At 74.1% G+C, this 26334-nt stretch carries 22 protein-coding genes and 1 tRNA gene; 14 read left to right on the top strand and 9 right to left on the bottom strand.

The annotated features are described in order from the left end of the window. Window positions 1-15: 15 nt before the first annotated feature. Complete coding sequence (tatA, locus tag C7M71_RS16145) at window positions 16-288, bottom strand: Sec-independent protein translocase subunit TatA (RefSeq protein ID WP_111490972.1); 273 nt, start codon at window positions 286-288, stop codon at window positions 16-18. A 70-nt stretch (window positions 289-358) separates the two neighbouring features. On the opposite strand from tatA, the gene C7M71_RS16140 reads away from it, so the two are divergent. Then, the gene (locus C7M71_RS16140) at window positions 359-1885 is read left to right on the top strand and encodes an LCP family protein (protein ID WP_111490973.1); all 1527 of its coding nucleotides are present in this window, start codon (window positions 359-361) and stop codon (window positions 1883-1885) included. A 51-nt stretch (window positions 1886-1936) separates the two neighbouring features. On the opposite strand, the gene mgtA is transcribed toward C7M71_RS16140, so the two are convergent. The 3 genes from mgtA to C7M71_RS16125 all read right to left on the bottom strand — a co-directional run bounded on the left by mgtA (window position 1937) and on the right by C7M71_RS16125 (window position 5673). Then, entirely contained in the window at window positions 1937-4660 is a 2724-nt protein-coding gene (gene mgtA, locus C7M71_RS16135) for a magnesium-translocating P-type ATPase (RefSeq protein WP_111490974.1), read from the bottom strand. Further along, complete coding sequence (locus tag C7M71_RS16130; RefSeq protein WP_111490975.1) at window positions 4644-5051, bottom strand: ArsR/SmtB family transcription factor; 408 nt, start codon at window positions 5049-5051, stop codon at window positions 4644-4646. The genes mgtA and C7M71_RS16130 overlap by 17 nt, the downstream gene beginning before the upstream one ends. A 160-nt stretch (window positions 5052-5211) precedes the next feature. Further along, window positions 5212-5673 (bottom strand): ATP-binding protein, encoded by a 462-nt coding sequence (locus C7M71_RS16125; protein ID WP_111490976.1) that lies wholly within the window; start codon window positions 5671-5673, stop codon window positions 5212-5214. Window positions 5674-5851: 178 nt separating this feature from the next. Here C7M71_RS16125 and C7M71_RS16120 point away from each other — a divergent pair, with 178 nt between their 5' ends. From C7M71_RS16120 to C7M71_RS16105, 4 genes are all read left to right on the top strand, one after another. Next, complete coding sequence (locus C7M71_RS16120) at window positions 5852-6610, top strand: GntR family transcriptional regulator (protein WP_111490977.1); 759 nt, start codon at window positions 5852-5854, stop codon at window positions 6608-6610. A gap of 17 nt (window positions 6611-6627) precedes the next feature. Then, window positions 6628-6942 (top strand): hypothetical protein, encoded by a 315-nt coding sequence (locus C7M71_RS16115; protein ID WP_111490978.1) that lies wholly within the window; start codon window positions 6628-6630, stop codon window positions 6940-6942. 74 nt (window positions 6943-7016) lie between these two features. After that, window positions 7017-7709 (top strand): DUF1152 domain-containing protein, encoded by a 693-nt coding sequence (locus C7M71_RS16110; RefSeq protein WP_229758761.1) that lies wholly within the window; start codon window positions 7017-7019, stop codon window positions 7707-7709. Window positions 7710-8084: 375 nt separating this feature from the next. Then, window positions 8085-9626, top strand: coding sequence for a serine/threonine-protein kinase (locus C7M71_RS16105; protein WP_111490981.1), 1542 nt, complete (start codon window positions 8085-8087; stop codon window positions 9624-9626). Window positions 9627-9816: 190 nt separating this feature from the next. Here the strand turns inward: C7M71_RS16105 and C7M71_RS16100 are convergent. Together C7M71_RS16100 and C7M71_RS16095 are read right to left on the bottom strand one after the other, a co-directional pair. Beyond that, window positions 9817-9905: transfer RNA gene (locus C7M71_RS16100), tRNA-Ser, on the bottom strand. A gap of 68 nt (window positions 9906-9973) precedes the next feature. After that, the gene (locus tag C7M71_RS16095) at window positions 9974-11542 is read right to left on the bottom strand and encodes a S1C family serine protease (protein ID WP_229758760.1); all 1569 of its coding nucleotides are present in this window, start codon (window positions 11540-11542) and stop codon (window positions 9974-9976) included. A 328-nt stretch (window positions 11543-11870) separates the two neighbouring features. Between C7M71_RS16095 and C7M71_RS16090 the strand changes: the two genes are divergently transcribed. The 4 genes from C7M71_RS16090 (at window position 11871) to C7M71_RS16075 (ending at window position 16278) form a co-directional block, all read left to right on the top strand. After that, on the top strand, window positions 11871-13292 hold the full coding sequence (locus C7M71_RS16090; protein WP_111492504.1) for a purine-cytosine permease family protein: 1422 nt from the start codon (window positions 11871-11873) through the stop codon (window positions 13290-13292). A 68-nt stretch (window positions 13293-13360) separates the two neighbouring features. After that, entirely contained in the window at window positions 13361-14260 is a 900-nt protein-coding gene (locus tag C7M71_RS16085; RefSeq protein ID WP_407675908.1) for a glycerophosphodiester phosphodiesterase, read from the top strand. 100 nt (window positions 14261-14360) lie between these two features. After that, window positions 14361-15029 carry an ATP-binding protein gene (locus C7M71_RS16080; protein WP_407675907.1) on the top strand — a complete coding sequence of 223 codons (669 nt, stop codon included), beginning with the start codon at window positions 14361-14363 and terminating at the stop codon, window positions 15027-15029. A gap of 256 nt (window positions 15030-15285) precedes the next feature. Next, window positions 15286-16278 (top strand): DUF5926 family protein, encoded by a 993-nt coding sequence (locus tag C7M71_RS16075; RefSeq protein WP_111492505.1) that lies wholly within the window; start codon window positions 15286-15288, stop codon window positions 16276-16278. A gap of 226 nt (window positions 16279-16504) precedes the next feature. On the opposite strand, the gene C7M71_RS16070 is transcribed toward C7M71_RS16075, so the two are convergent. After that, a complete protein-coding gene (locus tag C7M71_RS16070; RefSeq protein WP_111492506.1) occupies window positions 16505-17236 on the bottom strand; it encodes a bifunctional DNA primase/polymerase in 732 nt (243 codons plus the stop codon). An 844-nt stretch (window positions 17237-18080) separates the two neighbouring features. Here C7M71_RS16070 and C7M71_RS16065 point away from each other — a divergent pair. From C7M71_RS16065 to C7M71_RS16055, 3 genes are all read left to right on the top strand, one after another. Further along, window positions 18081-19505 (top strand): PP2C family protein-serine/threonine phosphatase, encoded by a 1425-nt coding sequence (locus C7M71_RS16065; protein WP_229758758.1) that lies wholly within the window; start codon window positions 18081-18083, stop codon window positions 19503-19505. 132 nt (window positions 19506-19637) lie between these two features. Further along, window positions 19638-21179: an aminopeptidase P family protein gene (locus tag C7M71_RS16060; RefSeq protein WP_111492508.1), complete on the top strand. Its 1542-nt coding sequence runs from the start codon at window positions 19638-19640 to the stop codon at window positions 21177-21179. Between the two features lie 205 nt (window positions 21180-21384). Further along, the gene (locus C7M71_RS16055) at window positions 21385-22374 is read left to right on the top strand and encodes an alpha/beta fold hydrolase (RefSeq protein WP_229758757.1); all 990 of its coding nucleotides are present in this window, start codon (window positions 21385-21387) and stop codon (window positions 22372-22374) included. Here the strand turns inward: C7M71_RS16055 and C7M71_RS16050 are convergent. Both C7M71_RS16050 and C7M71_RS16045 read right to left on the bottom strand, forming a co-directional pair. Next, the gene (locus C7M71_RS16050; RefSeq protein ID WP_111492509.1) at window positions 22361-22999 is read right to left on the bottom strand and encodes a response regulator; all 639 of its coding nucleotides are present in this window, start codon (window positions 22997-22999) and stop codon (window positions 22361-22363) included. The genes C7M71_RS16055 and C7M71_RS16050 overlap by 14 nt on opposite strands. After that, window positions 22996-24294, bottom strand: a complete 1299-nt coding sequence (locus C7M71_RS16045) for a sensor histidine kinase (RefSeq protein ID WP_114914390.1) — start codon at window positions 24292-24294, stop codon at window positions 22996-22998. Before C7M71_RS16045 ends, C7M71_RS16050 begins: the two co-directional genes overlap by 4 nt. A 185-nt stretch (window positions 24295-24479) precedes the next feature. Here C7M71_RS16045 and C7M71_RS16040 point away from each other — a divergent pair, with 185 nt between their 5' ends. Together C7M71_RS16040 and C7M71_RS16035 are read left to right on the top strand one after the other, a co-directional pair. Further along, a complete protein-coding gene (locus C7M71_RS16040) occupies window positions 24480-25550 on the top strand; it encodes an ABC transporter permease (protein ID WP_114914389.1) in 1071 nt (356 codons plus the stop codon). Further along, window positions 25547-26293, top strand: a complete 747-nt coding sequence (locus C7M71_RS16035; RefSeq protein ID WP_111493049.1) for an ABC transporter ATP-binding protein — start codon at window positions 25547-25549, stop codon at window positions 26291-26293. The genes C7M71_RS16040 and C7M71_RS16035 overlap by 4 nt, the downstream gene beginning before the upstream one ends. The last annotated feature ends 41 nt before the right edge of the window (window positions 26294-26334 follow it).

Genomic DNA, 26334 nt, shown 5'->3' with positions numbered 1-26334 from the left:
TACGCGGCAGCGCCGCTACGGCCGCGACGCGGTCGGCTCCTCATGGGGAGCCGGGTGGGCCGGGGCCGGGGCCGGGGCCGCCTCCGCCGCGGCCTCGACCGGACGCGGCACCTCCGGCTCGGCCGGGTGCCCGCCGTCCTCCTTCATGGCCCGGGCCTCGCTCTTGAGGATGCGCAGCGACGTGCCCAGCGCACGGGCCGCGTCCGGCAGCTTCTTGGATCCGAACAGCAGGACGATCACGACCACCACGATCAGCAGGTGCCAGGGCTCCAGACCATTGCGCAGCATCGCCGACTCACCTCTCCCATCAAAGTTGCTATATTGCGCAACTGTATAACCCAGGGGCGGAGGGGCACCCATGACAGGCAGCCACAAGGCGGCACCGGAGCGCGGCGCAGGCGGCCGGACCGCCCGGGGCCGACGGCGCAAGCGCAGCCGCCTGCGGGTCGCCGCCCTGATATCCGTGCCGCTGATCGTGCTGCTCACCGCAGGCGTGGGCTGGGGCTACCTCCGGCTGAACGGCAACATCAGCACCTTTGACGCCGACGGCATCTCCGCCAGCCGGCCACCGGCCGCCCTCAGCGGCCAGAACGTCCTGGTCATCGGCTCGGACTCACGCTCGGGCGACAACGCCAAGCTGGGCGGCGGCAGCGGTGACGTGGGCCGCTCGGACACCGCGTTCCTGCTGCATGTCTACGCCGACCACCGGCACGCCGTCGCCGTCTCGATACCGCGCGACACCCTGGTCGACATACCGCCGTGCCGCCTGCCCGACGGCACCTGGACCCAGCCGCAGACCAACGCCATGTTCAACTCGGCCTTCTCGGTGGGGCTGACCGCCCAGGGCAACCCGGCGTGCGTCCAGAACACCGTGGAGCAGCTGAGCGGACTGCGCGTCGACCACACCGTGGTCGTCGACTTCGAGGGCTTCTCCACGATGACCTCGGTGATCGGCGGCATACGGGTCTGTGTGCCCAAGGACGTCTACCAGGGCGATCTCAACCCCAACCGGGGCTCCCGCGGCGGCCTCATCTTCGCCAAGGGGCCGCAGACCGTCTCCGGCCGGAAGGCGCTGGACTACGTACGCATCCGGCACGGCATCGGCGACGGCTCCGACATCGGCCGCATCCAGCGCCAGCAGGCGTTCGTCTCCAGTCTGATCAAGAAGGTGAAGGACGAGGGCCTCAGCCCGACCACGCTGCTGCCGCTCGCCGACGCGGCGACCAGGTCCCTGACCGTCGACCCGGGGCTGGGCTCGGCCGAGAAGCTGATCTCCTTCGCGATGTCGCTGAAGAACGTCGACCTGCACAACACCAAGTTCATCACCCTCCCCTGGCGCTACCAGGGCGCCCGGGTCGCGATCGTCCACCCGGACGCCGACGCCCTGTGGGCGGCGATCAGGGCCGACCGCACCCTCGACGGCAAGGACGCGCGCGGCGAGGGCGCGGGCAGCGCGTCCGCGTCGCCGTCCGCCACCGGGCCCGTCTCCGGCGCGGGCATCAGCGTCGCCGTCTACAACGGCACCACCGTCACCGGGCTGGCGGCCCACGCGGCGGACATACTGCGGGGCGACGACTTCACCGTCACCCGCACCGCGACGGCGCCCCTCCAGGACCACACCTCCACCGTGATCGAGTACGGCCCCGGCGGGCAGGACCAGGCCGCGACCCTCGCCCGCGTCTTCCCCGGCGCGCAGCTGCGCTCCGCCACGGCCCCCGGCATCAGCGTCACCCTCGGCCTGGACTACGCGGCCACCGTCCCGTCCCCGGGCGCCTCCGCGCCCACGGCCCTGTCCTCGGCCGTGCCGACGGCCCTGCCGTCCGAGGTCGCCGGGAAGGCGCGGTCGGCGGACGACGACCCGTGCTCCAACCTCTCGTACGGGTGAGGCCGCCCGGTCACCGGCCGCCACCGCCCGCCCGGCCGCCCGGCGGAGGGCTCAGCGGCTGTCCTCCGGCTGCTCCGCGTGCTGCCGCTCATAGCGCGCCTTGGCCACCGTCAGCCCCACCCCGTACAGCGCCAGCACGACGGTGAGCAGCAGGTAGTACACGGGCGGCAGGGCGGTCATGCCCAGCGCCGGTGCGAGCGGGGAGAGCGGCAGCAGCAGGCCGATGGCGGCCAGCGCGGTGGTGGCCAGCCGGATCGGGCCGGGGGTGCGCCCCTCGGCCGCCCGACGCCCGGTGCGCAGGATGAGCATCACCAGCGCCTGGGTGAGCAGGTTCTCGGTGAACCACCCGGAGTGGAAAGCGGCCTGACCGCTTGTCAGGTCGGACCCGCGCACGGCGAGCGCCAGCACCGCGAAGGTGGCCAGGTCGGCGGTGGCGTTGATCAGGCCGAACCGGGTGATGAAGCGGAGCAGGTTGCGCGGTCGCAGCTCCGACGGCCGGTGCAGCGCGGCGGGACGGGGCCGGTCGAAGGCAAAGGCGAGCTGGGCGGCGTCGAAGCACAGGTTCTGCACCAGGACCTGCACCGGGAGCATGGGCAGGAACGGCAGCAGCAGCCCGGCGGCGAGCATCGAGATGACATTGCCGAGGTTGGAGGAGAGGGCGATGCGCAGATAGGAGGCGATATTGCCGCTGCTGCGGCGCCCCGCGACGATCGCGTGGTCGATGGCGGTGAGGTCCTTGGCCGCCAGCACCACATCGGCCGTCTCCCGGGTCACATCGACGGCGTCGCGCGGGCAGATCCCCACGTCGGAGGCGTGCAGCGCGGGCAGGTCGTTGACGCCGTCGCCGAGGAACCCGGTGGTGTGGCCCCGGGCGCGCAGCGCGCCGACGATCCGGGCCTTGTGCTCGGGGGTGCAGCGGGCGAAGACCGTACCGGTCTCGGCGAGTTCGGCCAGGTCCGCCTGGCCCAGGCCGTCGATCCGGGCGGCGGTGACCACGGTGCCGGGGTCGAGGCCCAGGTCGCGGCAGACCCGGGCGGCGGTGCCCGGGTGGTCGCCGGTGAGCACCTTGACGGCGACGCCCCGGCGGGCGAGGACGGCCAGCGCGTCGGCGGCGGTGGGGGCGAGTTCGTCCCGCAGCGCGACAAAGCCGAGGAAGGTGAGGCCGCGCTCATCGGCGGGGGTGTACGCGCCTAGGCGGGCGGGGCGTTCGGCGAGGGCCACGCCGAGCAGCCGCAGGCCGTCCTCGGCCCGGTCCTCGGCGCGGCGGCGCAGCTGCTCCCGGGTGTCGTCGTCCAGGTCCACCTCGGTGTCCCGGCCGCCGGTCCGCACCCGGGCGCACCGGTCCAGGACGTCCTCCACCGCCCCCTTGACGACCAGGGTGTGCAGGCCCGTACGGCCCGGTCGGTGCACCACCGCGCAGGAGGTGCGGCGGATCGGGTCGAAGGGCAGCGCGGCGACGCCGTCGCAGAGCGGCAGCTCGTCGCCGTCGGCCTCGGCGGCGTCCAGGATCGCCTCGTCCAGGGCGTCCGGCGCCGGGAGGTCGGCGAGGTGGAGCGTCCACAGGCTGTTGACGGCCGCCCAGCGCAGCACCTCGGGGTCGGGACGGCCGTCCGCGTCCAGGGAGCAGTCGAGAACCGGCCGGTCCTGGGTGAGGGTGCCGGTCTTGTCCGTACAGAGGACGTCGATCGCGCCGAGGTCGTGCAGCGCGGGCAGCCGCCTGACGATCACGTCGCTGCCGCGTGCCAGTACGGCCGCGCCCCTGGCCAGCGCCGTGGTGACGATCACCGGCAGCATCTCGGGCGTCAGGGCGACCGCCACCGCCACGGCGAAGGGCAGCGTCTCCAGTCCGCGCCCGCGCAGCGCGGCGTTGGCCATCAGCACCAGCGGCGGGGTGAGCAGCATAAAGCGGATGAGGGTCCAGGAGACCCCGTTGACCGAGCGGTCGAACGCGGTGTCGCGACGCCGCCGTACCGGCCCGCGCCAGGTCCCGGCGAACCGGGTGTCCGCGCCGGTCGCGACGACCACCGCCGTACCGCTGCCGGACGCCACGCTGCTGCCCTGGAAGCAGAGATGCGGCTGCTCGAACAGGGCGGTGCCCGGGTCGCCCGGCAGGTCGACGGGGTGTTTGGCGACCGGCGCGGACTCCCCGGTGAGCGCCGACTGATGCACCGTCAGGCCGGAGGCGCGCAGCAGCCGCAGATCGGCCGGGACCATGTCGCCCGGCCCCAGCCGGATCACATCGCCCGGCACCAGCTGGTCGACGGGGATCTCCCGGGACGGCGGCGCCGAGGTCCCGTCGGCGGCCCGGCGCTGCACGGTCGCGGTGGTGGCGACCAGTTCGCGGAGCGCGGCCGTGGACCGGTCGGCCCGGTGCTCGCCACCGGCCCGCAGCACACAGCTCACCCCGACCAGGATCGCGATCACACAGGCGGTGGCCCAGGCGGCGACGGCGGCCGACACCAGGCCCAGGCAGAGCAGCACCGCCGTGAACGGGTCGCGCAGGCTGTGTGCCAGGAGCCACGGCCAGCTGGCGGGGCGTCGTGCGGCCACCACGTTCTCGCCGTACCGGAGCAGCCGCTCCTCGGCCTGCGACTCCGACAGGCCGCGCGGTCCGCTCCCCAGCCGCCGCAGCACCTCCAGCGCGGTGAGCCCGGCCAGGTCGCGGACCAGGTCGCCCTCCGACGGCCCGGCGTCGCCGCCCGCCGCCCGTATCCCCGGCGCCTCCGAGGCGGCGGGGGCGCCGGATCCCGCGACGCTCTCAGGCGCCCAGGCCACGGATGCGTCCCGGTGCCACCCCGTGCTCGGCTCGCTCGGTGCGCTTGGTGTGCCTGGTGTACTCGGTCTGCTCGGCTCGCTCGGTCAGCTGGCCCACCAGCCAGCGGACCATGGTCACCACGTCCGGGTGGTCCACCAGGTACACCACCCGCCGCCCCTCCCGCCGCGAGCGGACCAGCCCGGCCAGCTTCAGCTTCGCCAGATGCTGGCTCACGGCCGGCAGCGCACCGCCCACCCGCTCCGCGAGCCCGCTCACATCGCTCTCGCCCTGCGCCAGCGCCCAGACGATGTGCAGCCGGGCGGGCGAGGCCAGCAGGCCGAAGGCCGCCGCGGCCTCGGCCAGCACCTCGGCAGGCGGGTCCACGAAGTCGCCGCCGCCGCCTGTCGCCACTGCCGCTCTCCTGTCCGCCCGGGGGCCTGCCGCCCTCATCCCGCAAAGGGCCAGTCTAGGTACTCCCGACCGGGCGGGGAGCCCCCCTGCCCCGCACCACCGCAGCCGCCGACCAGGCCCACCACCCGGGCCTCCGAATGCCGCCCGAGCGCCGCCCCGCTCACCGGCCATCACCGCCGACCAGGCCCGCGAAGACCCGGTCCAGCCGGAACCAGACGCACTTGCCCGCTCCCTCCGGGTAGGCGACGCCCCAGTCGTCGGCGAACGCGTCCACCAGATACAGCCCGCGCCCGCCGGTCTCCTCCGCCCGGGCCCGCCGCATGAGCGCGGGCGACGCCGCATCCGGGTCGTGGACCTCCACCCGGAGCGCCCTGCCGCTGCGCCACCACACCACCCGCACGCACCAGGGCCCGCGCACGCATGCGTACACGATCGCGTTTGTGACCAGCTCGCACAGCAGCAGCCGGCACTCGTCCCGCCCGCCCACCCAGTCCAGCCCCTCGGCCAGCCGGTCGAACCAGCGCCGGGCCTGGGGTACGGACGAGGGCAGCGGCTCAAGCCGCAGTTCCCCGATCCGCAGCGGATCCGCGCCCGGGTCCCGGTGCTCCGCGGCTTGCGCCATCGCGCGCTCCTCCCCACATCTCTGGACACCACGAGTGAACCGGACATCTCTAGAGATGGCGGTCTTCTCCGAGGGGCATCACCCGAAGGAGTGCAGCGGCGACCGCCGACCGCCTGCGCGTCCACGGCCCAGGACGGCACCCCTAGGATGTCTAGAGAGGAGAGGGGAGCCCACCAGCATGGTCGGCGGAGGCAGCGCCAAGCAGCCGAAGTACCAGCGGATCGCCGAGGCGCTCAAGGCGTCCGTCCACTCGGGCGAGTACCGCCCCGGAGATCGGCTCCCGGGCGAGAACGACCTGATGGACACCTATGGCGTCGCCCGTATGACGGCCCGCCAGGCGCTCGGCGTGCTCCAGAGCGAGGGCATCGCCGAGGCCCGCAAGGGCGCGGGCGTCTTCGTCCGCGACTTCCGCCCGGTCCGGCGCAGGGGCATCCAGCGGCTGGCGGCGGACCGCTGGGGCGCCGGGCAGTCCATCTGGTCCGCCGACATCGACAGCCGCGAACTCCTCGTGGACCACGTGACCGTCACTCACCAACCCGCCCCCGCGCCCGTCGCCGCCATCCTCGGCCTCGATCCCGACGACACCGTGTGCGTCCGCACCCGCCGCTTCGTCCTGGACGGCAAACCGGTCCTGCTCTCCACCTCCTACCTGCCCGCCGACCTGGTCGCGGGATCCCCGATCACCCGCGAGGACACCGGCCCCGGCGGCACCTACGCCCGCCTCGCCGAACTCGGCGCCAAACCCGTCCACTTCCGCGAGGAGATCCGCTCCCGCATGCCCACCTCCACCGAAGCCGACGACCTGAAGCTCCCCGCCGGCACCCCGGTCATCCTGGTCTGCCGCACCGCCTTCACCGACGACGGCCGCCCCGTCGAGGTGAACGAAATGACCCTGGACGCAGCCTCGTACATCCTCGAATACGACTTCGACGCCTGACCGAGGAGCCCCCGGACGTGACGGAGTGGATGCGCTGCTCCTGGGACGAGGAGGACATCCGGTACCTCTTCGAGATCGGCGACGACGGGTACGTCACCCGGCAGATCGAGCTCCGGGGACCCGAGCGTGCACCGATCGCCGCAGCCTCACTCGTCGCATGGCTGACAGCCCGGGACACCGGCCGGCTACCCGAGTACGAAGCGGTCTACGGCCTCACAGCCGAACCCCCCGTACCCGAGTGGGAGGGGCACAACCCGCAGCCCCTGTCCGCCGCCGACTTCGAGGACGCCTGGCAGGCAGCCCGTCAAGCCATCCACAGCCGCCCGGGCTGACGCCACCAGCCTGCCCGCACATGCCCACCCCCGACGGCCGAACAGCCCGCCACCCACAGCCCTGGCCTCTTCGCGTGACCGGACTTCTCATCGCTGCCGGAGGCGGCGGCGACGCCATCGCCGCCGCGATCGTCCACGCCGCCCTTCACGGACCCCACCACCCGGCCGTGATCCTCACCTACGCCTGGGACCGCCTCGCCGTCGACCCGCTCCCCGGCCCCCGCACCCCCGCCGCCGAACACACCGCCACCGCCGCCGCCATCCTCGACTGGCACCCCTCCGAGGCCACCGCCCTCCTCGTCGCCGCCACCCGAGGCATCCACGGCACCTGCGAAGTCCGTGACGCCGGCCTACCCGTCCACCTCACCGCCCACAGCGCCGCCGTCCACACGCTCGACGCAGACACCGCCCTCCACACCAACCACCTCGCCGCCGCCCTGCTCGCCACCAACGCCCTCGCCCAAGCCGAACAGCTCAGCCGCAACCTCTACGGCTTCTCCGAGATCGACCACGAACGCACCAAAGCCACCCGACTCACCCAGCACCCGCCACCCCCCTTCGACCCAGCCGCGATCCCCGACCAACTCGACCGCTTCCACACCGAAGCCCGCACCCGAGGCACCCACTACGCCACCCTCCGCCGCATCGCCGAAGCCCTCCGCACCCCCGGCCCCCACCGCGCCGCCCTCCGCCACCACCTCACCACCACCCACCCCCAACTCCACCAACCCCCGCTCTGGCGCATCCCGAACGCTGAGCGCACCTGAAGCAAGTCGCGAACCGGACAGGATTCAGGCGGCCGTCGACTGGTGTGCACCCCGGTCACGGCCCTGGACGGGACTGTAAAACGATCGGATCCGCACCGTATTCGGCGGTAGCGCTGTGTAGCGATCGTTGGAGGGGAAACCCGGCTCCACCGTGCATCTGTCTCGTGATCCGTAGGGGTCGACGAGCGTGGGCTTGCAGCGGGGTGCGCGGCCCTGCGCATGAGCACGCTTCGGGCCCGGCGCCGAGGGCAAGGCGGTTCGGAGCCGGGCTGCCTACCGCCGCCGGGTTCGAGGGCTCCCTGCAGGGCGGGTGCGTGCGCGAGGATGGGCGTGTGCCGGTGCGGACGGTTCGGCTTCACCGAGGGGGGCGGGGCGATGGCGGTCGGGCTGGGGCCGGACGATCCATCAGAGGTGGGCGGCGGGCGCTATCGGTTGGTCGCCAGGCTGGGGCAGGGCGGGATGGGCACGGTCTACCTCGGCAGGACCCTGGCTGGGCGCGCGGTGGCCGTGAAGGTGATCCGCCGGGAGCTGGGTGCCGACCCCGGGTTCCGGCGACGGTTCGGGCAGGAGGTCGATGCCGCGCGGCGGGTGAGCGGCTTCCACACGGCGGCCGTCGTGGATGCCGACGCTTCCGCCGACCGGCCGTGGCTGGTCACCGAGTACATTGCGGCACCCTCTCTGGACCAGGTGATCGATCGGCACGGTCCGCTGCCGGAGGCGGCCCTGTACGCGCTGGGGGCCGGGCTCGCGGAGGCCTTGGCCGCCATCCACGCGGTGGGCGTCGTGCACCGCGATCTCAAACCGAGCAACATCCTGCTCGCCGAGGACGGTCCGCGTGTCATCGACTTCGGTATCGCCCGCGCGCTGGACCGGACGCAGGTCACCCTGACCGGCTATCAGGTGGGAACGCCCGGCTTCCTCGCCCCCGAGCAGCTGACCGGAGCGGATGTCACCTTGTCCGTCGACGTCTTCGCCCTGGGCGTCGTGCTGTGCCGAGCTGCGGGCGCCGCCCCGTTCGGCGAGGGTCCTGCGGAGGCCATGCTCTACCGCGTCGTGCATGGGGAGCCGAATCTGGGAGCCCTCCCCGCAGACCTGCGCGGCGTCGTGGGGGCGTGTCTCGCGAAGGACCCGTCGTCCAGGCCCACTCCCACGGAGATCCTGCGGCGGCTCGCCGCCGGACCTGACAGTGCCGACTCCGACTGGCTGACCGTTCCACTTCGTACTGTGATCGACGAGCACCGCGAGGCGGCTACCGCGCTCATACGCACCGCCGCCGGATACGCAGGGTCGGCACGGACGGTACGGACGGTACGGACGGCACAGGCTCAGGTCGGATCGGGGGAGGACCGTCCGACCGCACTCGCATCTCCGGCCCCGACACCGGCAACCGCGCCACCGTGGCCATCCGGGAAGCGGAGCTTCGATGTGGTGGGCCACGACTCCGGTGAGCGACTCCGGCTGGGTGTCGCCCTGTCCGTCGGGCTGCTGCTCGGCACCTGGGGTGTGCTCCTCGTCATCATGTTCGTCTCCATCCTGCTGAGATCCCACGAGGACGGAGGCTGGGGCACCTTGGTGTTCTTCGGCGTCGCTCCGCTCATGGCAGGGACGGCCTTGTCCGTCTGGGGCATCCGTCGGGTACGCGCCCGGGTCGACGGCCTGGTCCTCGACGGACGGGGCATCCATCTCCTGACCCGGCCGTTGACCTTCCGACCCTGGACGGACACGGCCGAACTGACCGTGGAGCGCTGCCGTGGCCCCTGGGGGCTCAGCCAGTCCCACCTCGGTCTCTGGCTGGTGGCCAGGTCGCCGCAATTGCAGGCGGTCCCCTTGGTACCGGTCGACCGGCTCGGAGAGCCCGTCGACCTGGTCCTGCGGGCGGCAGCCGAGATCGGCGGAGTATCCGTCAGCCGCACCTGACCCGGAATGCGATCGGCAACCGGGCAGTCCGCGCCCGACGTCACCTGGTCGCGGCCGGTGAGTGATGCCGGACAACCAGGCAAAGAGCGTGCCCGATCCATGCCCGATGAGGCGGACGACAGCGGCTACCGGGAAAGCCGGCGGCCCCTGACCGTTGGTGCTGGTCAGGGGCCGGTTGGTGCGGGTGGAGCGGAGGGCGAGGGATTCGAACCCTCGGCCAGGGTCACCCCTGGCGACAGTTTTCAAGACTGTTCCCTTAGGCCACTCGGGCAGCCCTCCTGGCGGAGGTCAGCCTAACGGGTTCGGGAGGGGTGGGGGTGCGGGCCGGGGGGCGGCGCGCGGGTGGGCTACTTGGAGTCGCCCTTGCGCTCGCCGAGGGTGACGGTGGTGGTGTGGGTCTCGCCGTTGCGGGTGTAGACGACCTGGACGTGCTCGCCGGGCCGGTGCGACCAGATCTCGCTGACCAGGGTCGGTCCGCTGTCGATGGGCACGCCGTCGAGCTTGGTGATGACGTCGCCGGGCTTGAGGCCGGCCTTGTCGGCGGGGCCGTCGGGGGTGACGGCGGGGGTGCCCTGGACGGGGGACGGCATGATCTGGGCGCCGTCGCCGTTGTAGTTGTCGTTGCGGAGCACGCCGAGGATGGCGTAGACGGGCTGGCCGGTCCTGATGAGGGTGTCGGCGACCCACTTGGCCTGGTTGATGGGGATGGCGAAGCCGAGGCCGATGCTGCCGGCCTGCTCGGTCTGGCCGAAGGGGTTGCCGCCGCCGCCACCGCTGGTGGACTGGATGGCCGAGTTGATGCCGATGACCTGGCCGCCGGCGTTGAGCAGCGGGCCGCCGGAGTTGCCGGGGTTGATGGAGGCGTCGGTCTGCAGGGCGTTCATGTAGGAAGCCTGGGCGCCGGTGGAGTCGCCGGAGGCGACGGGGCGGTCCTTGGCGCTGACGATGCCGGTGGTGACGGTGCCCTCCAGGCCGAAGGGGGCGCCGATGGCGATGGTGGCGTCGCCGACGGCGACCTTGTCGGAGTCGCCGAGGGGGAGCGGGCTGAGCTTGTCCTTGGGCGGGTTGTCCAGCTTGACCACGGCGACGTCGTAGCCCTCGGCGCGGCCGACCACGGAGGCGGCGTAGCTGGAGCCGTCGGAGAACTTGACGGTCAGCTTGCCGCCGTCGGCGGCGGGGGCGACCACGTGGTTGTTGGTGAGGATGTGGCCCTCGGTGTCGTAGACGAAGCCGGTGCCGGTGCCGGACTCCTGGGACCCCTCGGCCTTGATGGTGACGGTGCTGGGCAGGGCCTTGGCGGCGATGCCGGCGACGCTGGTGGGGGCGCGGTTGAGGGCGGCCTTGTCCACGGTGGAGGAGACGGTGGTGCTGCTCGCGGTGGAGCTGGAGTCGGAGCCGCCGGAGGCCCAGGCTCCGATGCCGCCGCCGATGCCGCCGGCGGCGATGGCCACGGCGGCGACCAGGGCGACCAGTCCGCCCTGCTTCCGGCGCGGGCCCCGGCCGTCGGTGGAGGAGCCGCCCGGGTGGTCGGGGCCGGTCCAGCCGCCGACGGGGTGGCCGGCGCCGAAGGGGTGGCCGCCGGGCGGCGGCCAGGCGGAGCGGTCGGCGTCGGTCCCGCCGGAGCCGAACGGCGCGCTGTGCGCGGGCGGCGGCGGGTAGGCCGCGTAGTCGGCGGAGGGGCCGGCAGCGTAGTCGGCGGAGTGGCCGGGCGCTGGGGGCTGCGGCGGCGGGTAGGACGACGGCGGCGGCGGAACGGCCGTGGACGGCTGACCCGCCGGGGAGGCGGGCGGCACACCGTCCGACGGCACGGCGGGCTGCTGCGCCGTACGGTCGGGAGCCGGACCCACCGCGTCGTGGCCGCCGGTGGGCTGCGCCCCCTGCGGCCCGGTGAACCCACTCTCGTGCTCGCTGCTCACGGACGACCTCCATGGATGACAGGACCTTGGTAACCCAGCATTTCCCATCGCCCGTCTGAGCGCCGTAAGCAGCACACCCGTGCGGATGATGGGTTCCTTAAGCCGTGCAGATGTTCGCAGGCCCCGGCCTTGGCCTCGCCACCCGGTACGCCTACGATGACTCCTCGAACTGACACGCGGGAGCTTGGACCCAGACCAGGCTGAGAGGGCGCCGGTCGGCCGCAACAGCGGGCCGAGGGGGCGCCGACCGCCGGAACCTGACCGGGTAATGCCGGCGTAGGGAGCATCGGCCTTGACGGCTTCATCATCCACCTCCACGTCCACGCCCATGTCCGCCACCGACGGCCACGGCGCCGGCGACGGCGGCGGCGACAGCGGTGAGGCGCCGCTGGTGCTGGACACCGCACCGCCCCGTCCGCTGGGCTTCCGCGACCAGGCGGCGTTCTGGGCCAACCTCGGCGTCAGCCTGATCGGCTTCAGCAGCGCGGCGACGGTGCTGGGCACCGGACGGGCGCAGCTGTCCTTCGCCGCCTCGGTGACCGCCGTCCTGGTCGGCACGGCGGTCGGTACGGCGATGCTCGCGGTCGCCGCCGTGATCGGCGCCCGCACCGGCGCACCCGCGATGGCGGTGCTGCGCGGCCTCTTCGGCACCAGGCTGTCGTATGTGCCGACGGTGCTCAACATCGTGCAGTGCGTCGGCTGGGGCGTGTACGAGCTCACGGTGATCGCGATGGGCGCCGAGGCGATGACGCACAGCCGGGAGTGGCACTGGCTGTTCGTGGTGCTGGCGGGCGCGGTGACCACCGCGCTGACCATCAGGCCGCTGGGCGTGATCGGCCTGCTGCGCCGCTATGTGGCGGTCGCGGTGGGCGCGTCGATGGTGTACTTCACGGTGCAGCTGGTCCGGCAGGGCGTGCCGGACCCGGCGGCGGGCAACTGGCACGGCTTCCTGGGTGCCACCGACTACGTCCTGGCGGTGTCGATCTCGTTCGTCCCGCTGGCCGCCGACTACACCCGGCACTCGCGGACGCCGCGCGCCTCCTTCTGGGGCACCTTCTCCGGCTACACGGTGGCCCAGGTGTGGTGCTACGTGCTGGGGTTGATGGCGCTGCTCCAGGTCGGCGGGGACGAGAGCCGGATCTTCGACACCTTCCTCGGGGTCACCGCCGGCTGGGCGTTCTTCGCCGTGCTGGTGGTACGCGAGGTGGACCAGTCCTTCGCCAACGTGTACTCGACCGCGATGTCCGTGCACAACCTCTTCCCCAGGGTGGACCGGCGGGTGCTGACCGTCGGCATCGGGGCACTGGTGACGGCGCTGGCGCTGCCGGTGAAGGAGTTCAGCAGCTGGTACTACGGCTTCCTGGGGCTGATCGGTTCGGTCTTCGTCCCGCTGCTGGCCGTGCTGGCGGTCGACTACTACCTGGGCCGTGGCCGACGCGGCGGGTGGGACCTGTCGGACTCGGCGCCGGGCCGGCCGCTGATGCTGCTGCCGTGGCTGCTGGGCTTTGTCACGTACCAGTTCCTGGCGCCCTCCGACATCGGCGGCTGGTGGTCGGGGCTCTGGGAGCGGGTGCACGACTGGGTGCACTTCACCCCGCAGGAGTGGACCTCCGCCTCGCTCTTCGCCTTTGCCGTCTCCGCCCTGGCGACCTGGGCGCTGACGCCGCTGACCCGGGGCGGTGCCGGGCAGACCGAGGGCGCCGAGAGGGTCGGGGACGCCGGGCAGGCGGACGCCGCCGCCCGGCCGTAGGACAACGTTCACCCGGATGTCGCCGCCGCCCTGCGGGGCGCGGCGGCACCGCCCGTAAGGTGGGGCGGGTGACGACAGCGACACCCGCCCCGCCCGTGCCCCTGCTGGCCGTGCCCAACCGCACCGCCGTCCGCGTCGTCGCCCATCGAGGCTCCTCCGGTGCCGTACCCGAGCACACCCTGGCGGCCTACCGCCGGGCGATCGAGGAGGGCGCGGACGCCCTGGAGTGCGATGTGCGGCTGACCGCCGACGGGCATCTGGTCTGTGTGCACGACCGCCGGGTGGACCGCACCTCCAACGGCCGAGGGGTGGTCTCCACGCTGGAGCTGGCCCAGCTGGCGGAGCTGGACTTCGGCTCCTGGCGGGAGGAGGCGCTGCCGCCGGAGGAGCCCGAGGCGCCGGACCGCGACCCGGAGCTGCCGGTGCCGGGCGGGCGGCTCCCCGATCCGGAGCGGTCCTCGGTGCTGACCCTGGAGCGGCTGCTGGAACTGGTCGCCGACGCCGGTCGCCGGGTCGAGCTGGCCATCGAGACCAAGCACCCCACCCGCTATGCGGGCCGGGTGGAGGCGGAGCTGCTGCGGATGCTGCACCGCTTCGGGCTGGTCGGGCAGGACCCCCGGCAGCCGGACGGGGCAGGGCCGGGGCCGGTGCGGATCATGAGCTTCTCGCAGCTGTCGCTGCGCCGGGTGCGGGAGGCGGCGCCGAGCATTCCGACGGTCTTCCTGATGGAGCGGCTGCCGCTGCGCTTCCGGGACGGCTCGCTGCCGCGCGGGGTGGAGATCGCCGGGCCCGGGATCGAGCTGGTGCGGGCCAACCCGGGCTTTGTGGCGCGACTGCACCGGGCGGGGCACCGGGTCCATGTGTGGACGGTGGACGATCCGGCGGATGTGGAGCTGTGCCTGCGGCTGGGCGTGGACGCCATCATCACCAACCGGCCCCGCGAGGTGCTGGACCAACTGGGCCGCTGACCGTTTCGGTCGCTTCCGGAACCCGGCTGCACGGATGTGTCCATTCCTCTTTCGCGACAGCACGTAATCATCACATTACCGGTTGTCGATACCGCCTTGTATGTCTTCTTCCGGCTTTGGGCGATCGCGCCAAGCCTGTTTCCGGCCCATTCTCCGTGGGCATTCACTTCTCGGCATGCGGTGGCATGCGGTGAAGGAGGTCTCGGGGGTGGCGTTCGTGATGGCGCACGATGTGCCGACTTCGTCGTCCATGGCATTGCCCCATGGCCCAGCGTGTGTCGGTACCGCGCGGCGACGCCTGCGCCGGGAACTCTGCGCCCGCGCGGTTCCGGACCCGGTGGTGGACGACGCGGTACTGATCCTCTCGGAACTGCTCAGCAACGCCTGTCGCCACGCCCGCCCGCTGGCCCCGCTGCTCGACCTGGACCGGGCTGCGGCGGGCTCCGCCGAGACCGGCGGCGTGCTGGTCTGCTGGCGGGTGCACGACGACGGGCTGCTGACCCTTGAGGTCACCGACGGCGGGGCGGTCACCAGGCCGCGCAGCGCCCGCCCCTCGCTTACCTCCCGTGGCGGCCGTGGACTCTCCATCGTCGGCAGGCTGGCGGTGGACTGGGGGGTGCGCGACGCCCCGGGCGAGGTGACGGTCTGGGCGGTGCTCCGCGTACGGGCCCGTCACGCCCGCCATGGCGGACCGGCCGTGAGACCGGTGGCCGCAGCGGTGGACCGGCCCGCCGCCCCGGCCGCCGAGCGCACCCGACGCACGCCGTGACGACCTGCCCGATGACCCGCCTGAGGGCCCGCCCGACACCCCGGCCGAGGGCCCGCCCGACACCCCGGCCGAGGGCCCGCCCGACACCCCGGCCGAGGGCCCGCCCGACACCCCGGCTGAGGGTCCGCCCGGCCCGCAGCCGGGTCACTCCCGGACGCGCCGCAGCGGCGTAGCGGCCTCGGCCCCGCCACTCCCGGTTACGCTTCCCGGCGGAAAGCACAGCCGATCGCGTCACCGCATTGGGGAGACCCGCACCATGGCCAAGCAGGCCGCCAAGAAGGCATCCCAGCGCAAGCCGTCCGCCGCCACGTCGCAGGCGACCGCCGCCGACCCCGGGTCGATCCCGGTCGTCGGCGCCCGCGAGCCCTGCCCCTGCGGGTCCGGCCGCCGGTACAAGGCATGCCACGGCCGGGAGGCCGCACACGCCGTGCAGCAGCTGGTGCAGCGCCCGTTCGAGGGGCTGTCGGGCGAGGCCGACTGGGTGGCGCTGCGCGAGCTGGTGCCTGCCGCCACCGCCCCGCTGAAGCTGCGGGACGACGTGGTCGGCGGCGAGGCGCCGTCGGTGACGCTGGCCACGGTGCTGCCGATGGCCTGGCCGGCGCTGCGCCGCGCGGACGGCGCGATCCTGCTGGGCCTTCAGACCCAGTCCTCCTCCGGCGATGTCAGCCGGGACCTGGCCGATGCCCTGGAGCAGGCGCTGGCGACCGAGCCCGGCAACCCGGTGCCGCCGCGCCGTCCGGCGCCGGGCGGTCCGCGACTCCAGGACCTGCTGGACCTGTCGTCGCCGCTGGAGCTCACGGTCCACAGCGGCTTCGACTTCTGGCTGGAGGACGCGGAGTCGGCCACCGGCGAGGTGGCCGCCTCGCTGGAGCGGGCGAACGCCGCGATCATCCCCACCGAGCGGCTGCACGGCGTGGAGTCGGCCTACTGGTGCAGCGCCCCGGAGAAGAACCATCTGCGCTGGGTGATGACGCACCCCGAGGAGGAGCTGCTGGACGCGCTGGCCCGGCTCGCCGGTTCGGGCGAGGCGTCCCTGGGCGAGTCCACCCGGCTGGTGGGCTCGTTCCGGGCGCATGGGCTGACCGTCCCGGTCTGGGACCTGCCCCGCGAGATGTCGGCTGCGGACTGCGAGAAGCCCGCTGCGGCGTTCGCGGAGCGGCTGGCGCGGGTGCTCGCCGAGCCCGCCGCGCTGACGCCGGAGGAGCGCCGGGTGCGGGCCGGTCTGGTGAACCGCCAGATCACGCTCTGACCCTTCGTGGGCGCACTCCGCCCTCGAATCGCGTGAGTCGCGTCACATTTCGGTCGCCAGACCGGAATTCGGAGGTCGACTTCGCTCGGGGGAATTTGCGGATCGACCGATCCTTGTTACCGTTTAAACAGCCCGGTCGCTGGTGCATCCCCCGTCGCCAGCGGCCGGGCACTTCACGTTCCGGGCTCTTCGGAACCCAGGGGCCCGTTCGCAAATCGGACCCGGTTCAGAACGCCAGCCGGCTCCCGTCCGGCGTCGCGGCGCTCGCCGCGACCAGCGCCCCCAGCAGATCCGCCACCCTGGGCAGCCATGGCGCCCCGCCCGGCGCCCCGGGACCGGTCACCGGCGGACGCTCCCAGTGCACGCCCCCGCCACCGGTGGACGACGGCGGCAGCACCACATACCCGCCGGGACCGTGATAGCGCAGCGAGGTGGGCACCCACTCCTGCTGGATCAGCAGCTCGCCCAACTCGTCGAAGCTGTACGGCTGGACCAGCAGCACATGGCGGGTGGCGGAGGCGACCACCGGTCCGGTGCGGACCCGCAGCGCGTCGAAGTAGGCCAGCACCCGGGCCCCCGAGGCGGCCGGGAGGCTGACCGCGGCGACGGCGCCGCCGGTGGCGATGACGATCGGGGCGTCCGGCCGCTGGGTCCACCACCAGCGGACCATCCGCGGGTCGGTGGTGGCCGCGAGCAGCGGCGGATCGCAGGGGTGGGCTCCGGGGACCGCACAGTCGGAGCGGGGACAGACACAGGCGCGGGCCGACCGTCGGCGGTCGGTGCGGCGGCTGCCGCCGTCGCCGCCGTCCTCGGTGCGGTCACCGAAGCGGTCGCGGAACGGGCGCGGCTGCAGCCCGGCGCCCGGGACCACCGGCCATCTCCACTGCTCCGCGCAGGTCAGTGCCGCGGCCAGCAGTGCCGATCTGTTCCTCCGTCGCCTTCCGAGGATCTCGCGCATGAGCGCTCGTTCCTTTCCATGACCGTTGAGGATCGGACAGTGACAAACGGGGCGACATGACGCGGCGCCACGGTAAGCGCACCACGGGGGCCGCCGACTGCGGTACGTGGCGGGGGGTGGCGGATGGTGGCGTTTGCGCGCCGTGGCCCCCGCAGGGGTTTCGCCGTCTGCCGCCCGGGGCATGATCCCGGGTTTTCGACGCAGCAGGGTGTGTGCCTGGAGCTGTGCGAAACGGTGGTCGTGCGGGCCTGCCCTGGACGAGACTCCCCCGGCGTCCGGATTGACGCCGCGCGGAGAGCGTTGGTTCCACCGTACGGGTGAGCCGATCCCGGTCGTCCGGGCCCGGCACCATCGTCCTGACACCATCGTACGGTCCCGGGTCGGAGCGGGAGCAGCCCCCCGGTGGTGCCGACTGCGGCCATCCGCTCAGCCACCGCCTCTCCCTGTGCGCCGTGCGCCGTCCGGCGCCTCCGATGCGCCTCTCCGGTATCGCATTCCGCACGCCGACGGTTCGGAGCCGGGCCCTCCGAGACCGGCCAAGTGGCCGATTTCCGTCCCTCCGGACCCGCGCGTCACAGCAGCCCCAGGGACCCCGAGCGCCCTGCGCGCCCCCTGCGGGCGCGCACGCCCCCGGCCTGCGCGGGTCCCTCCGCAACAGCCCGAACAATCAAGCGCGGCAATGTTTTTCAGCCAAGATTCCTGGCTAGGACACCTGGGGCCAGACGGGGGTGCAGTTCTGGACAGGCCCCGACCGGTCTGTGTAGAAGTGGGGTCATTCCTTGCCTTATGGCATCTCATGGGGGTTCACCCGCCACGCCGGGCAGCCTCCGGAAGGGCGGATGGCATGACCGAAACGCATCCCTCCCCCATCGGCGCCGGCACCGGCAGGCGGCCCACCGCCTCCCCCGAGCACGCCTATCCGGAGCAGGTCTCCCCCCGCCAGGACGACCCGGTGCAGACCGTGGACCTGCCGTCCCCCGGTATCTCGGTGGAGCAGGTCACCGCCGTGCAGGACCGACTGGCCGCCTGGCTCTCCGACTTCGCGGGCCTGCATGAGCACACCGAGCAGCTCGCGGCCACCCGCAGCCTGGACGCCGTACTGCGCACCGTGCTGGACGCGGGCGCCGCGCTGCTCGGCGCCCGGCGCGGCATGCTGGTGCTCGACGCCTCGCACGGCGACGCCGTCGGTCTGGGCCTGGACCGCTCCTGCCGGGGCGCGCTGGAGACCGTCCCCCGGGACACCGGCCCCTACGCCGGACTGCTCGCCCACGAGGGCCGCCCCGCGCAGCTGCTCCACACCGACCTGGCCCGCGACCCCGGCCTGGACCCCCGCTACCGGGCCGTCGCCGCCCAACTCGGCATCGGCGCCTCCTGCGCGCTGCCGCTGGCCACCGCCGACGACGGGCCGATCGGGGCGGCCGTCTGGTTCTACGACGAGCCCGCCGAGCCCTCGGACCGCCAGCAGCACCTGGCCCGCCTCTACTGCGCCTTCGCCGCGCCGGTGGTCGCCAGGGAACTGGAGCTGGAGCGGCTGCGCCGCAGCTGCGACGCGCTGCGGCACGGCCTGCTGCCCGACCGGCTGCCGCGCGTCCCGGGGGTGCGGCTGGCCGCCCGCTTCGTCCCCGCCGGGCTGGACCGCTCGGCGGGCAGCGACTGGTACGACGCGCTGGCCCTGCCCGAGGGCGCGCTGGCGCTCACCGTCGGCAGCGTCTGCGGCGGCGGCACCGGCGCCGCCACCGCGATGGGGCGCCTGCGGGCCGCCCTGCGCGCCTACGCGGTACTGGAGGGCGAGGACCCGGTGGCCGTCCTGGGCGACCTGGAGCTGCTGCTGAAGTCGACCGAGCCGGCCCGCTCCGCCACCGCGCTGTACGCCTATGTCGAACCCGCCGAGCGCCGGATCTCGCTGGCCGGCGCCGGGCAGTGCCCGCCGCTGCTGGTCACCGAGCGCGGGGCGGGCTTTGTGGAGACCTCGCTCTCCGCGCCGCTCGGCATGCTCGGCTGCTGGGAGGCGCCCGGGGTGGAACTGCACGCCGAACCGGGCGACGTCCTGGTGCTCTACACCGAGGGACTGGCCCGGCGGTGCGGCGCCGGCGGCCTGGACGCCGGGCAGGCCAGGCTGCGCGCCGCCGCCGCAGGCGCCCCCCGCGACGCCCGGCAGGACCCGGACCGGCTCTGCGCCCATCTGCTGGCCACCTGCCCGGACCGCCCGTTCGGTGAGGCGGCAGAGGCCGTGGACGACCTGGTACTGCTCGCCGTCCGCTTCGGCTGAGCGAGCCGCGCCGAGGGCGCCGCCCGAACACCCGCTCGGACCGCCCGCCTACGATGGGGAGGACCGTCCGACCGCACGTCCGACACCCGGCAGGCGCACCCGGGCGGTCGACGACGCAAGGAGGCGACGCACGTGACCCAGGACCGCACCCCGGCGGCGGCGGAGAACCCGGAGTCGGCCGCACCCGACGAGGGCGAGCAGCCGATCAAGGGACGCAAGAACGGCCTCTACCCGGAGGTCTCCGAGGAACTGGCCGAGCTGATGAAGAGCGGCTGGGGCGACACCGAGCTGCACGACCTCCAGCCGATCGAGCAGGCCCCGTACGCCGCCGAGCGGCGGGCCGCGCTCTCCGCGCGGTTCCCCGGCGAGCGGCTGGTCGTCCCGGCGGGCAACCTCCGGGTCCGCTCCAACGACTGCGACTTCCCGTTCCGCCCGTCCAGCGAGTACGTCCACCTCACCGGCGACCAGACGCAGGACGCGGTCCTGGTGCTGGAACCGCGTGCGGACGGCGGCCATGACGCCACCGCCTACCTGCTGCCCCGCTCCGACCGGGAGAACGGCGAGTTCTGGCTGGACGGCCAGGGCGAGCTCTGGGTCGGCCGCCGGCACAGCCTCGGCGAGGCCGAGCGGCTGCTCGGCCTGGAGTGCCGCGACGTCCGCAAGGCCGCCGAGGAGCTCGCCGCCGCAGTCGCCGCCAACCCGGCGCCGACCCGCATCGTGCGGCACTACGACGCCGCCCTGGAGGCCGCGCTCGGCGAGCTGGAGGCCGACCGCTCCGAGCAGCGCACCGACCCCGACACCCTCAGCGCCGCCGAGCAGCGGGACGACGAGCTCAAGGTCTTCCTCAGCGAGCTGCGGCTGGTCAAGGACGACTGGGAGGTCGGGCAGCTCCAGGCCGCCTGCGACTCCACCGTGCGCGGCTTCACCGATGTGGTACGCGAGTTGGCGCAGGCCGTCGCCACCTCCGAGCGGTGGATCGAGGGCACCTTCTGGCGGCGTGCCCGGGTCGAGGGCAATGACGTCGGCTACGGCTCCATCTGCGCGGCCGGCCCGCACGCCACCACCCTGCACTGGGTGCGCAACGACGGCGAGGTGCGGCCGGGCGAGCTGCTGCTGCTGGACGCGGGCGTGGAGACGCACACCCTGTACACCGCCGACGTCACCCGCACCCTGCCGATCGACGGCACCTTCACCGCGCTCCAGCGCCGCATCTACGACGCGGTGTACGACGCCCAGGAGGCCGGGATCGCGGCGGTCCGGCCGGGTGCCCGCTACCGCGACTTCCACGAGGCCGCGCAGCGGGTGCTCGCCGAGCGGCTGGTGGAGTGGGGCCTTCTCGACCTGGCCGTGGAGAAGGTGCTGGAGCTGGGGTTGCAGCGCCGCTGGACGCTGCACGGCACCGGTCACATGCTCGGCCTGGATGTGCACGACTGCGCCCAGGCGCGGACCGAGTCCTATGTCGACGCGGTGCTGGAGCCCGGCATGGTGCTCACCGTCGAGCCGGGGCTCTACTTCCAGGCCGACGACCTGACGGTGCCGGAGGAGTACCGGGGCATCGGGGTGCGGATCGAGGACGACATCCTGGTCACCGCCGACGGCAACCGCAACCTCTCGGCCGGGCTGCCGCGCCGCGCCGACGAGGTCGAGCAGTGGATGCGGGGCCTGGCGGGCTGACCCCGCCCCGCCCCAGGGGGAGGCCGCCCGGAAGGGCGGCCTCCCCCTCGCCCGTCCGGGCTCCGGCCTCACGTTGCGGGAGAGCCGGTTTGCGGCGTACGGGTGATGCGGCTCGCCCTCGAACGGGTGGCGGCGCCGGGGTGTGGCCCGGACCGGTGCTACGGATGGTGGGTTCGGCGTCCGACCGCGATCCGGGGAGCCCGCCATGTCCGTCGTTTCCGCCAGCGCCACGCGGCGCGGCATCCCCCGCCCGGTGCCGCCCGCCGCCACGGCGCCGCAGAGCAGCGCCGAGGAGCGGGACCTCTCCTTCGCCGGGTTCGGCTACACCTGCCGGATCGTCCGCCAGGAAGCCCCGGTGACGGTGCCGATGGTGCTGCTGGGCGGCTCCGCCCAGGACCGCAACTCCTGGGTACGGCACGAGCGTTGGCTGACGCCGCTCTGCACGGTGGTCACGGTGGACCTGCCGGGCTACGGCACCGCCGACTTCCTGCCCGCCCGGTACGGCATCGACTTCCTCGCGGCGGCCGTGCGGCACATGCTGGCCGAGCTGGGGATGGCGGAGGTGAACCTGGTCGGGGCGTGCTTCGGCGGGGCGGTCGGGCTCCGCTTCGCACAGCACTACCCGGGGATGCTGCGGCGGCTGGTGCTGGCCGGGATGACCAAGGTCGAGCCCCGGGACCACTACGGGGACAGCGTGCCGCGCTGGTCCCGGATGCTGGAGGAGGGCCGGGTCGCCGACCTCGCCCGGGAGCTGGCGGCCTGGTTCGTGGCGCCGCCCGGCGCGGCCCCGGTCCGCAAGCAGGCGGCCATGGCGCGGTTCCTGTACCAGCAGTTCGTCGCCCAGGGGCCGCGTGAGCTGGCCATGTGGCTGGAGCACAACCTCCGCCTGGTGCGCCATGAGTGGTACCGGCCGGAGCCGCTGCCGGAGCTGCCGGTGCTGGTCCTCACCGGGGAGCACGACATCCTCACCACGCCCCGGATGGGCCGCGAGGTGGCGGCCTGCCTGCCCGGCGCCCGGTTCACCACCGTCCGGGAGGCGGACCACCTGGTGCATCTGGAGCGGATGGCGGAGTTCACCGAGGTGCTGGCCCGCTTCTGCACCGGCCGTACGGTCGACGGCCTGCCCTGGTGCACCCCGGTCGAGACCTGGCCGGCGGCCCCGGACCGGCGACCGGCCTCGGCTACCGCCGGATGAGCCCACGCGCGATGGCGGCGGCCACCGCTGCGGTACGGGAGTCCACGGCCAACTTGGTGTAGATGTGCGCCAGATGGGACTTGACGGTCGCCTGGCTGAGGAACAGCCGCCTACTGATCTGCTGGTTGGACAGCCCGTCGGCGACCAGTTGCAGCACCTCGGTCTCCCGGCGGCTCAGCGCCTCCGCCGGGGCGCGCATCCGGTCCATCAGGCGCAGCGCGACGGCCGGGGCCAGCGTGGACTTGCCGGCGGCGGCGGTCCGCACCGCGGCGGCCAACTCCTCGGGCGGGGTGTCCTTGAGCAGATAGCCGGTGGCGCCCGCCTCGATCGCGGCGAGGATGTCGGCGTCGGTGTCGTAGGTGGTGAGCACCAGCACCCGGGGGGCGTCCGGCCGGGCGGTGATGGCGGCGGTGGCGGCGGAGCCGTGCATGCCCGCGCCGAACTGGAGGTCCATCAGCACCACGTCCACCCCGGGCTGCGCGGCGCGGGCCACGGCCTGCTCGGCGGTGGCCGCCTCGGCGACGACCTCGAAGCCGGGCTCGGTCTCCAGGACGGCGCGCAGCCCGGCCCGTACCACCGGGTGGTCGTCGGCGAGCAGCAGCCGGATGCGGTCGGGGGCGCTCATGCGGGGGTCCGTCCGGTGGCAGGCGGGCAGGGAAGGGTGGCGGCGACCGCAGTGCCCTGCCCGTGGGCCGACTCCACGGCGAGGGTGCCGTGCAGGGCGCGGGCGCGGGCTCGCATGGCGGCCAGGCCGAAGCCGCCGGGCCCGCTGCCGGGCCGCTCACCGGGTGCGCCGCCGGGCGCCGCGACGGCGCCGGGGTCGAATCCGCTGCCGTCGTCGACCACGTCCAGGGCCACCTCGGTCTCCATGTAGCTGAGGGTCAGCTCGGCCCGGCGGGCGCCGGAGTGCTGCACGGTGTTGGCCAGGGCCGACTGGGCGATCCGCAGCAGCGCCACCTCGTGGGCGGCGGGCAGTTCGGCGGGGGCACCGGAGACGTGGCAGTGCACGGTGAGGCCGGAGGCGGCGGCGGTGGTGGCGCAGAGCCGCTCCAGGGCGGCGGGCAGCGACCCGGCCTCCAGATCGGGCGGGGTCCAGTCGCGGACGAACCGGCGGGCCTCGGCGAGGTTGTCCACGGCGGCCTGCCGGGCGCGGCGGACATGGCCGAGTGCGGCGTCCGGGCGGTCCGGCAGGGTGCGTTCGGCGGCCCGCAGCAGCAGTTGGATGGAGGAGAGGCCCTGGGCGAGGGTGTCGTGGATCTCGCGGGCCAGCCGCTCCCGCTCGGCCAGCACCCCGGCGGTGTGCTCGGCGGCGGCCAGGTCGCTGCGGGTGGCGGTGAGTTCCTCGATCAGCCGGCGGCGCTGCTCGCTCTCCCGGTACAGCGCCTGGTAGCCCAGAACGGTCGCGACCGCGACGGCCGCGCCCAGCACCGGCCCGATGACACCGGCTGCGGCCAGCGACCCCTGGTGCCACGCGAAGCCCGCGACGGCGGCGGCGGTGGTGGCGGCGACGGCGGCCAGACCCCGGCGCAGCGGCAGCAGGTGCAGTTGGACGAAGAAGAGTGGGAAGGCCAGCCAGACACCGTCCGGGGTCAGCGCCAGCAGCACCAGCCAGACGGCGGCCAGCGCGGCCAGCCACCCGGCGGCGGCGCCCGGTGAGCGGCGTACTGCGGGCAGCGCCGGTCCGGCGGCGTACACGGCGGCCAGCGCGGCGGCGGCGGCCACCACCGCGCCGGCGTGCGGGGCGCCTGCGGTGGCGGCGCGGACGGCGGCCAGCGTGAGCAGCGCGGCCACCACCGCGCCGGCGTGCGGGGCGCCTGCGGTGGCGGCGCGGACGGCGGCCAGCGTGAGCAGCGCGGCCACCAGCAGATGGAGGCAGCCGCTCAGGATGCGCAGGACGGGGGTGAGGGGGTGCGGGTTCACGGCCCTTCCAGGCTAGGCGGGGACGGGCCGGGCGGCATCGATCAAAAGGTGGAGGTCGGGGTCCGCCTCGCGGCTCCGCGGAACCGCTCCCCGGTGCGATGCCCGGCCGCCCCCGGTACGGCGACGGTGGACCCGGCCGCCGGGCAGCCGTGCCCGGCACCGTCTTGTGAGGAGGGCCGACGGCCGTGTACGTCGCCTGGAGGGACCTGCGGTTCGCCAAGGGGCGGTTCGCCCTGATGGGGACCGTCGTCGTACTGATCACCGTGCTGGTGGGGCTGCTCTCCGGCCTCACCGCCGGGTTGGGCCGGGAGAACACCTCCGCGATCACCGGGCTGCCCGCCGACCGGTTGGCGTTCTCGGCGCCGCTGGACGGCAAGGGGGTCTCCTTCAGCGACTCCGCAGTGGACGAGCGGACCTGGCAGCGGTGGGCCGAGGTGCCCGGCGTGGACTCCGCCGCGCCGCTGGGCATCGCCACCGTCCGGGCCCGGGCGGCGGGCGGCCGTACCGCCGCGCTGTCGGCCTTCGGCGTACTGCCGGGGTCCCGGCTGGCCCCGGAGGGCGACCGGCTCGCGGCGGGCGCCGCCGTACTCTCCCGGGGCGCCGCCGAGGAGCTGGGGGCGGCGGCCGGGTCCGCCGTACAGCTGGGCGGGCTCCGGTTCAGGGTGGCCGCCGTCGCGGGCGACGCCTCGTACAGCCACACCCCGGTGGCCTGGACCGGGCTGGCGGACTGGCAGCGGCTGTCCGGCAGCCCCGGCGCCACCGTGGTCGCCCTGACCACCCGTCCCGGCACCGCTCTGGCCACCGCCGACCGGGAGCTGGGCACCCGCACCGTCAGCCGTGCCGACGCGCTCTCCGCGATCGGCTCCTACACCTCGGAGAACGGCTCGCTCCAGCTGATGCGGGGCTTCCTCTTCGCCATCTCGGCGCTGGTGATCGGCGCGTTCTTCACCGTGTGGACGATCCAGCGCAGCGGCGACGTGGCCGTGCTCAAGGCGCTGGGTGCCTCCACCGGGTATCTGCTGCGGGACGCGCTGGGCCAGGCCGTGGTGCTGCTGCTCCTCGGCACCGGCGCGGGCAGCGCGCTCGCCGCCGGGGTCGGGGCGCTGGTCGGCGGCCTCGTGCCGTTTGTCCTGGACCCGGCCACCGTGCTGGTCCCGGGCGCGGTGATGGTCGCGCTGGGCGCGGTCGGCGCCGCGCTCGCCGTCCGCCGCATCACCTCCGTCGACCCGCTGACCGCCCTGGGGAGCGCCCGATGAGCCTCGACCTGACCGACATCACGCTCAGCTACCCGGACGGCGCCTCCCGGCTGACCGCGCTGGACCGGGTCACCCTCCGGGTGCCCGCCGGGACCGTCACCGCCGTGGTCGGCCCGTCCGGCTCCGGCAAGTCCAGCCTGCTGGCGGTGGCCGCCACCCTGGTCACCCCCGACTCCGGGCGGGTGGTCATCGCGGGTACCGACACCACCGGAATGGACCGCGCCGCCCTCACCGCGTTGCGGCGCCGCACCGTCGGCACGGTCTTCCAGCAGCCGCATCTGCTGCCCTCGCTGACCGCCGCCGAGCAGCTCCAGGTGATGGCGCACCTGGACGGCCGGTCGCCGCGCAGCGCCCGGGCCCGGGCGATGGAGCTGCTGGACGCGGTCGGCCTGGCCGACCAGGCCGACCGCCGGCCTCTCCAGCTCTCCGGCGGGCAGCGCCAGCGGGTCAACATCGCCCGCGCCCTGATGAACGACCCGGCCGTGCTGCTGGTCGACGAGCCCACCAGCGCCCTGGACCACGAGCGCGGCGCCGCCGTCCTCGGCCTGCTCACCGCCCTCACCCACCAGCGGGCCACCGCCACCGTCCTGGTCACCCACGACCCGTCCCACCTCGCCGCCGTCGACCACCTCGCGGAGGTCCGCGACGGCCGCCTGCGCACCGCCGAACCGACGACAGGTCCGTCGGACGGGATTCCCGGGATTCCCGGGATTCAGCTTCGGGCGATTCCGCCGAGGGCGTGACCTGGTTCCGGCGGCGGGGCGGGGCGGGCAGAGTCTGCGGC

Origin of the sequence: Peterkaempfera bronchialis (genome assembly GCF_003258605.2) — a bacterium.
In the GTDB taxonomy this organism is placed as follows: Bacteria; Actinomycetota; Actinomycetes; order Streptomycetales; family Streptomycetaceae; genus Peterkaempfera; species Peterkaempfera bronchialis.
The sequence above is the reverse complement of the archived record's forward strand: the minus strand, read 5'-3'. Positions and strand labels throughout refer to the sequence as shown.

Excerpts from the sequence above, each read along its gene's own strand:
- C7M71_RS16090 (WP_111492504.1), top strand. The coding sequence starts at position 11,871 with ATGTCCGCCACCGACGGCCACGGCGCCGGCGACGGCGGCGGCGACAGC.
- C7M71_RS16075 (WP_111492505.1), top strand. The coding sequence starts at position 15,286 with ATGGCCAAGCAGGCCGCCAAGAAGGCATCCCAGCGCAAGCCGTCCGCC.
- tatA (WP_111490972.1), bottom strand. The coding sequence starts at position 288 with ATGCTGCGCAATGGTCTGGAGCCCTGGCACCTGCTGATCGTGGTGGTC.
- C7M71_RS16070 (WP_111492506.1), bottom strand. The coding sequence starts at position 17,236 with ATGCGCGAGATCCTCGGAAGGCGACGGAGGAACAGATCGGCACTGCTG.
- C7M71_RS16105 (WP_111490981.1), top strand. The coding sequence starts at position 8,085 with ATGGCGGTCGGGCTGGGGCCGGACGATCCATCAGAGGTGGGCGGCGGG.
- C7M71_RS16080 (WP_407675907.1), top strand. The coding sequence starts at position 14,361 with ATGTCTTCTTCCGGCTTTGGGCGATCGCGCCAAGCCTGTTTCCGGCCC.
- C7M71_RS16050 (WP_111492509.1), bottom strand. The coding sequence starts at position 22,999 with ATGAGCGCCCCCGACCGCATCCGGCTGCTGCTCGCCGACGACCACCCG.
- C7M71_RS16140 (WP_111490973.1), top strand. The coding sequence starts at position 359 with ATGACAGGCAGCCACAAGGCGGCACCGGAGCGCGGCGCAGGCGGCCGG.
- C7M71_RS16035 (WP_111493049.1), top strand. The coding sequence starts at position 25,547 with ATGAGCCTCGACCTGACCGACATCACGCTCAGCTACCCGGACGGCGCC.
- C7M71_RS16065 (WP_229758758.1), top strand. The coding sequence starts at position 18,081 with ATGACCGAAACGCATCCCTCCCCCATCGGCGCCGGCACCGGCAGGCGG.
- C7M71_RS16120 (WP_111490977.1), top strand. The coding sequence starts at position 5,852 with ATGGTCGGCGGAGGCAGCGCCAAGCAGCCGAAGTACCAGCGGATCGCC.
- C7M71_RS16055 (WP_229758757.1), top strand. The coding sequence starts at position 21,385 with ATGTCCGTCGTTTCCGCCAGCGCCACGCGGCGCGGCATCCCCCGCCCG.
- C7M71_RS16125 (WP_111490976.1), bottom strand. The coding sequence starts at position 5,673 with ATGGCGCAAGCCGCGGAGCACCGGGACCCGGGCGCGGATCCGCTGCGG.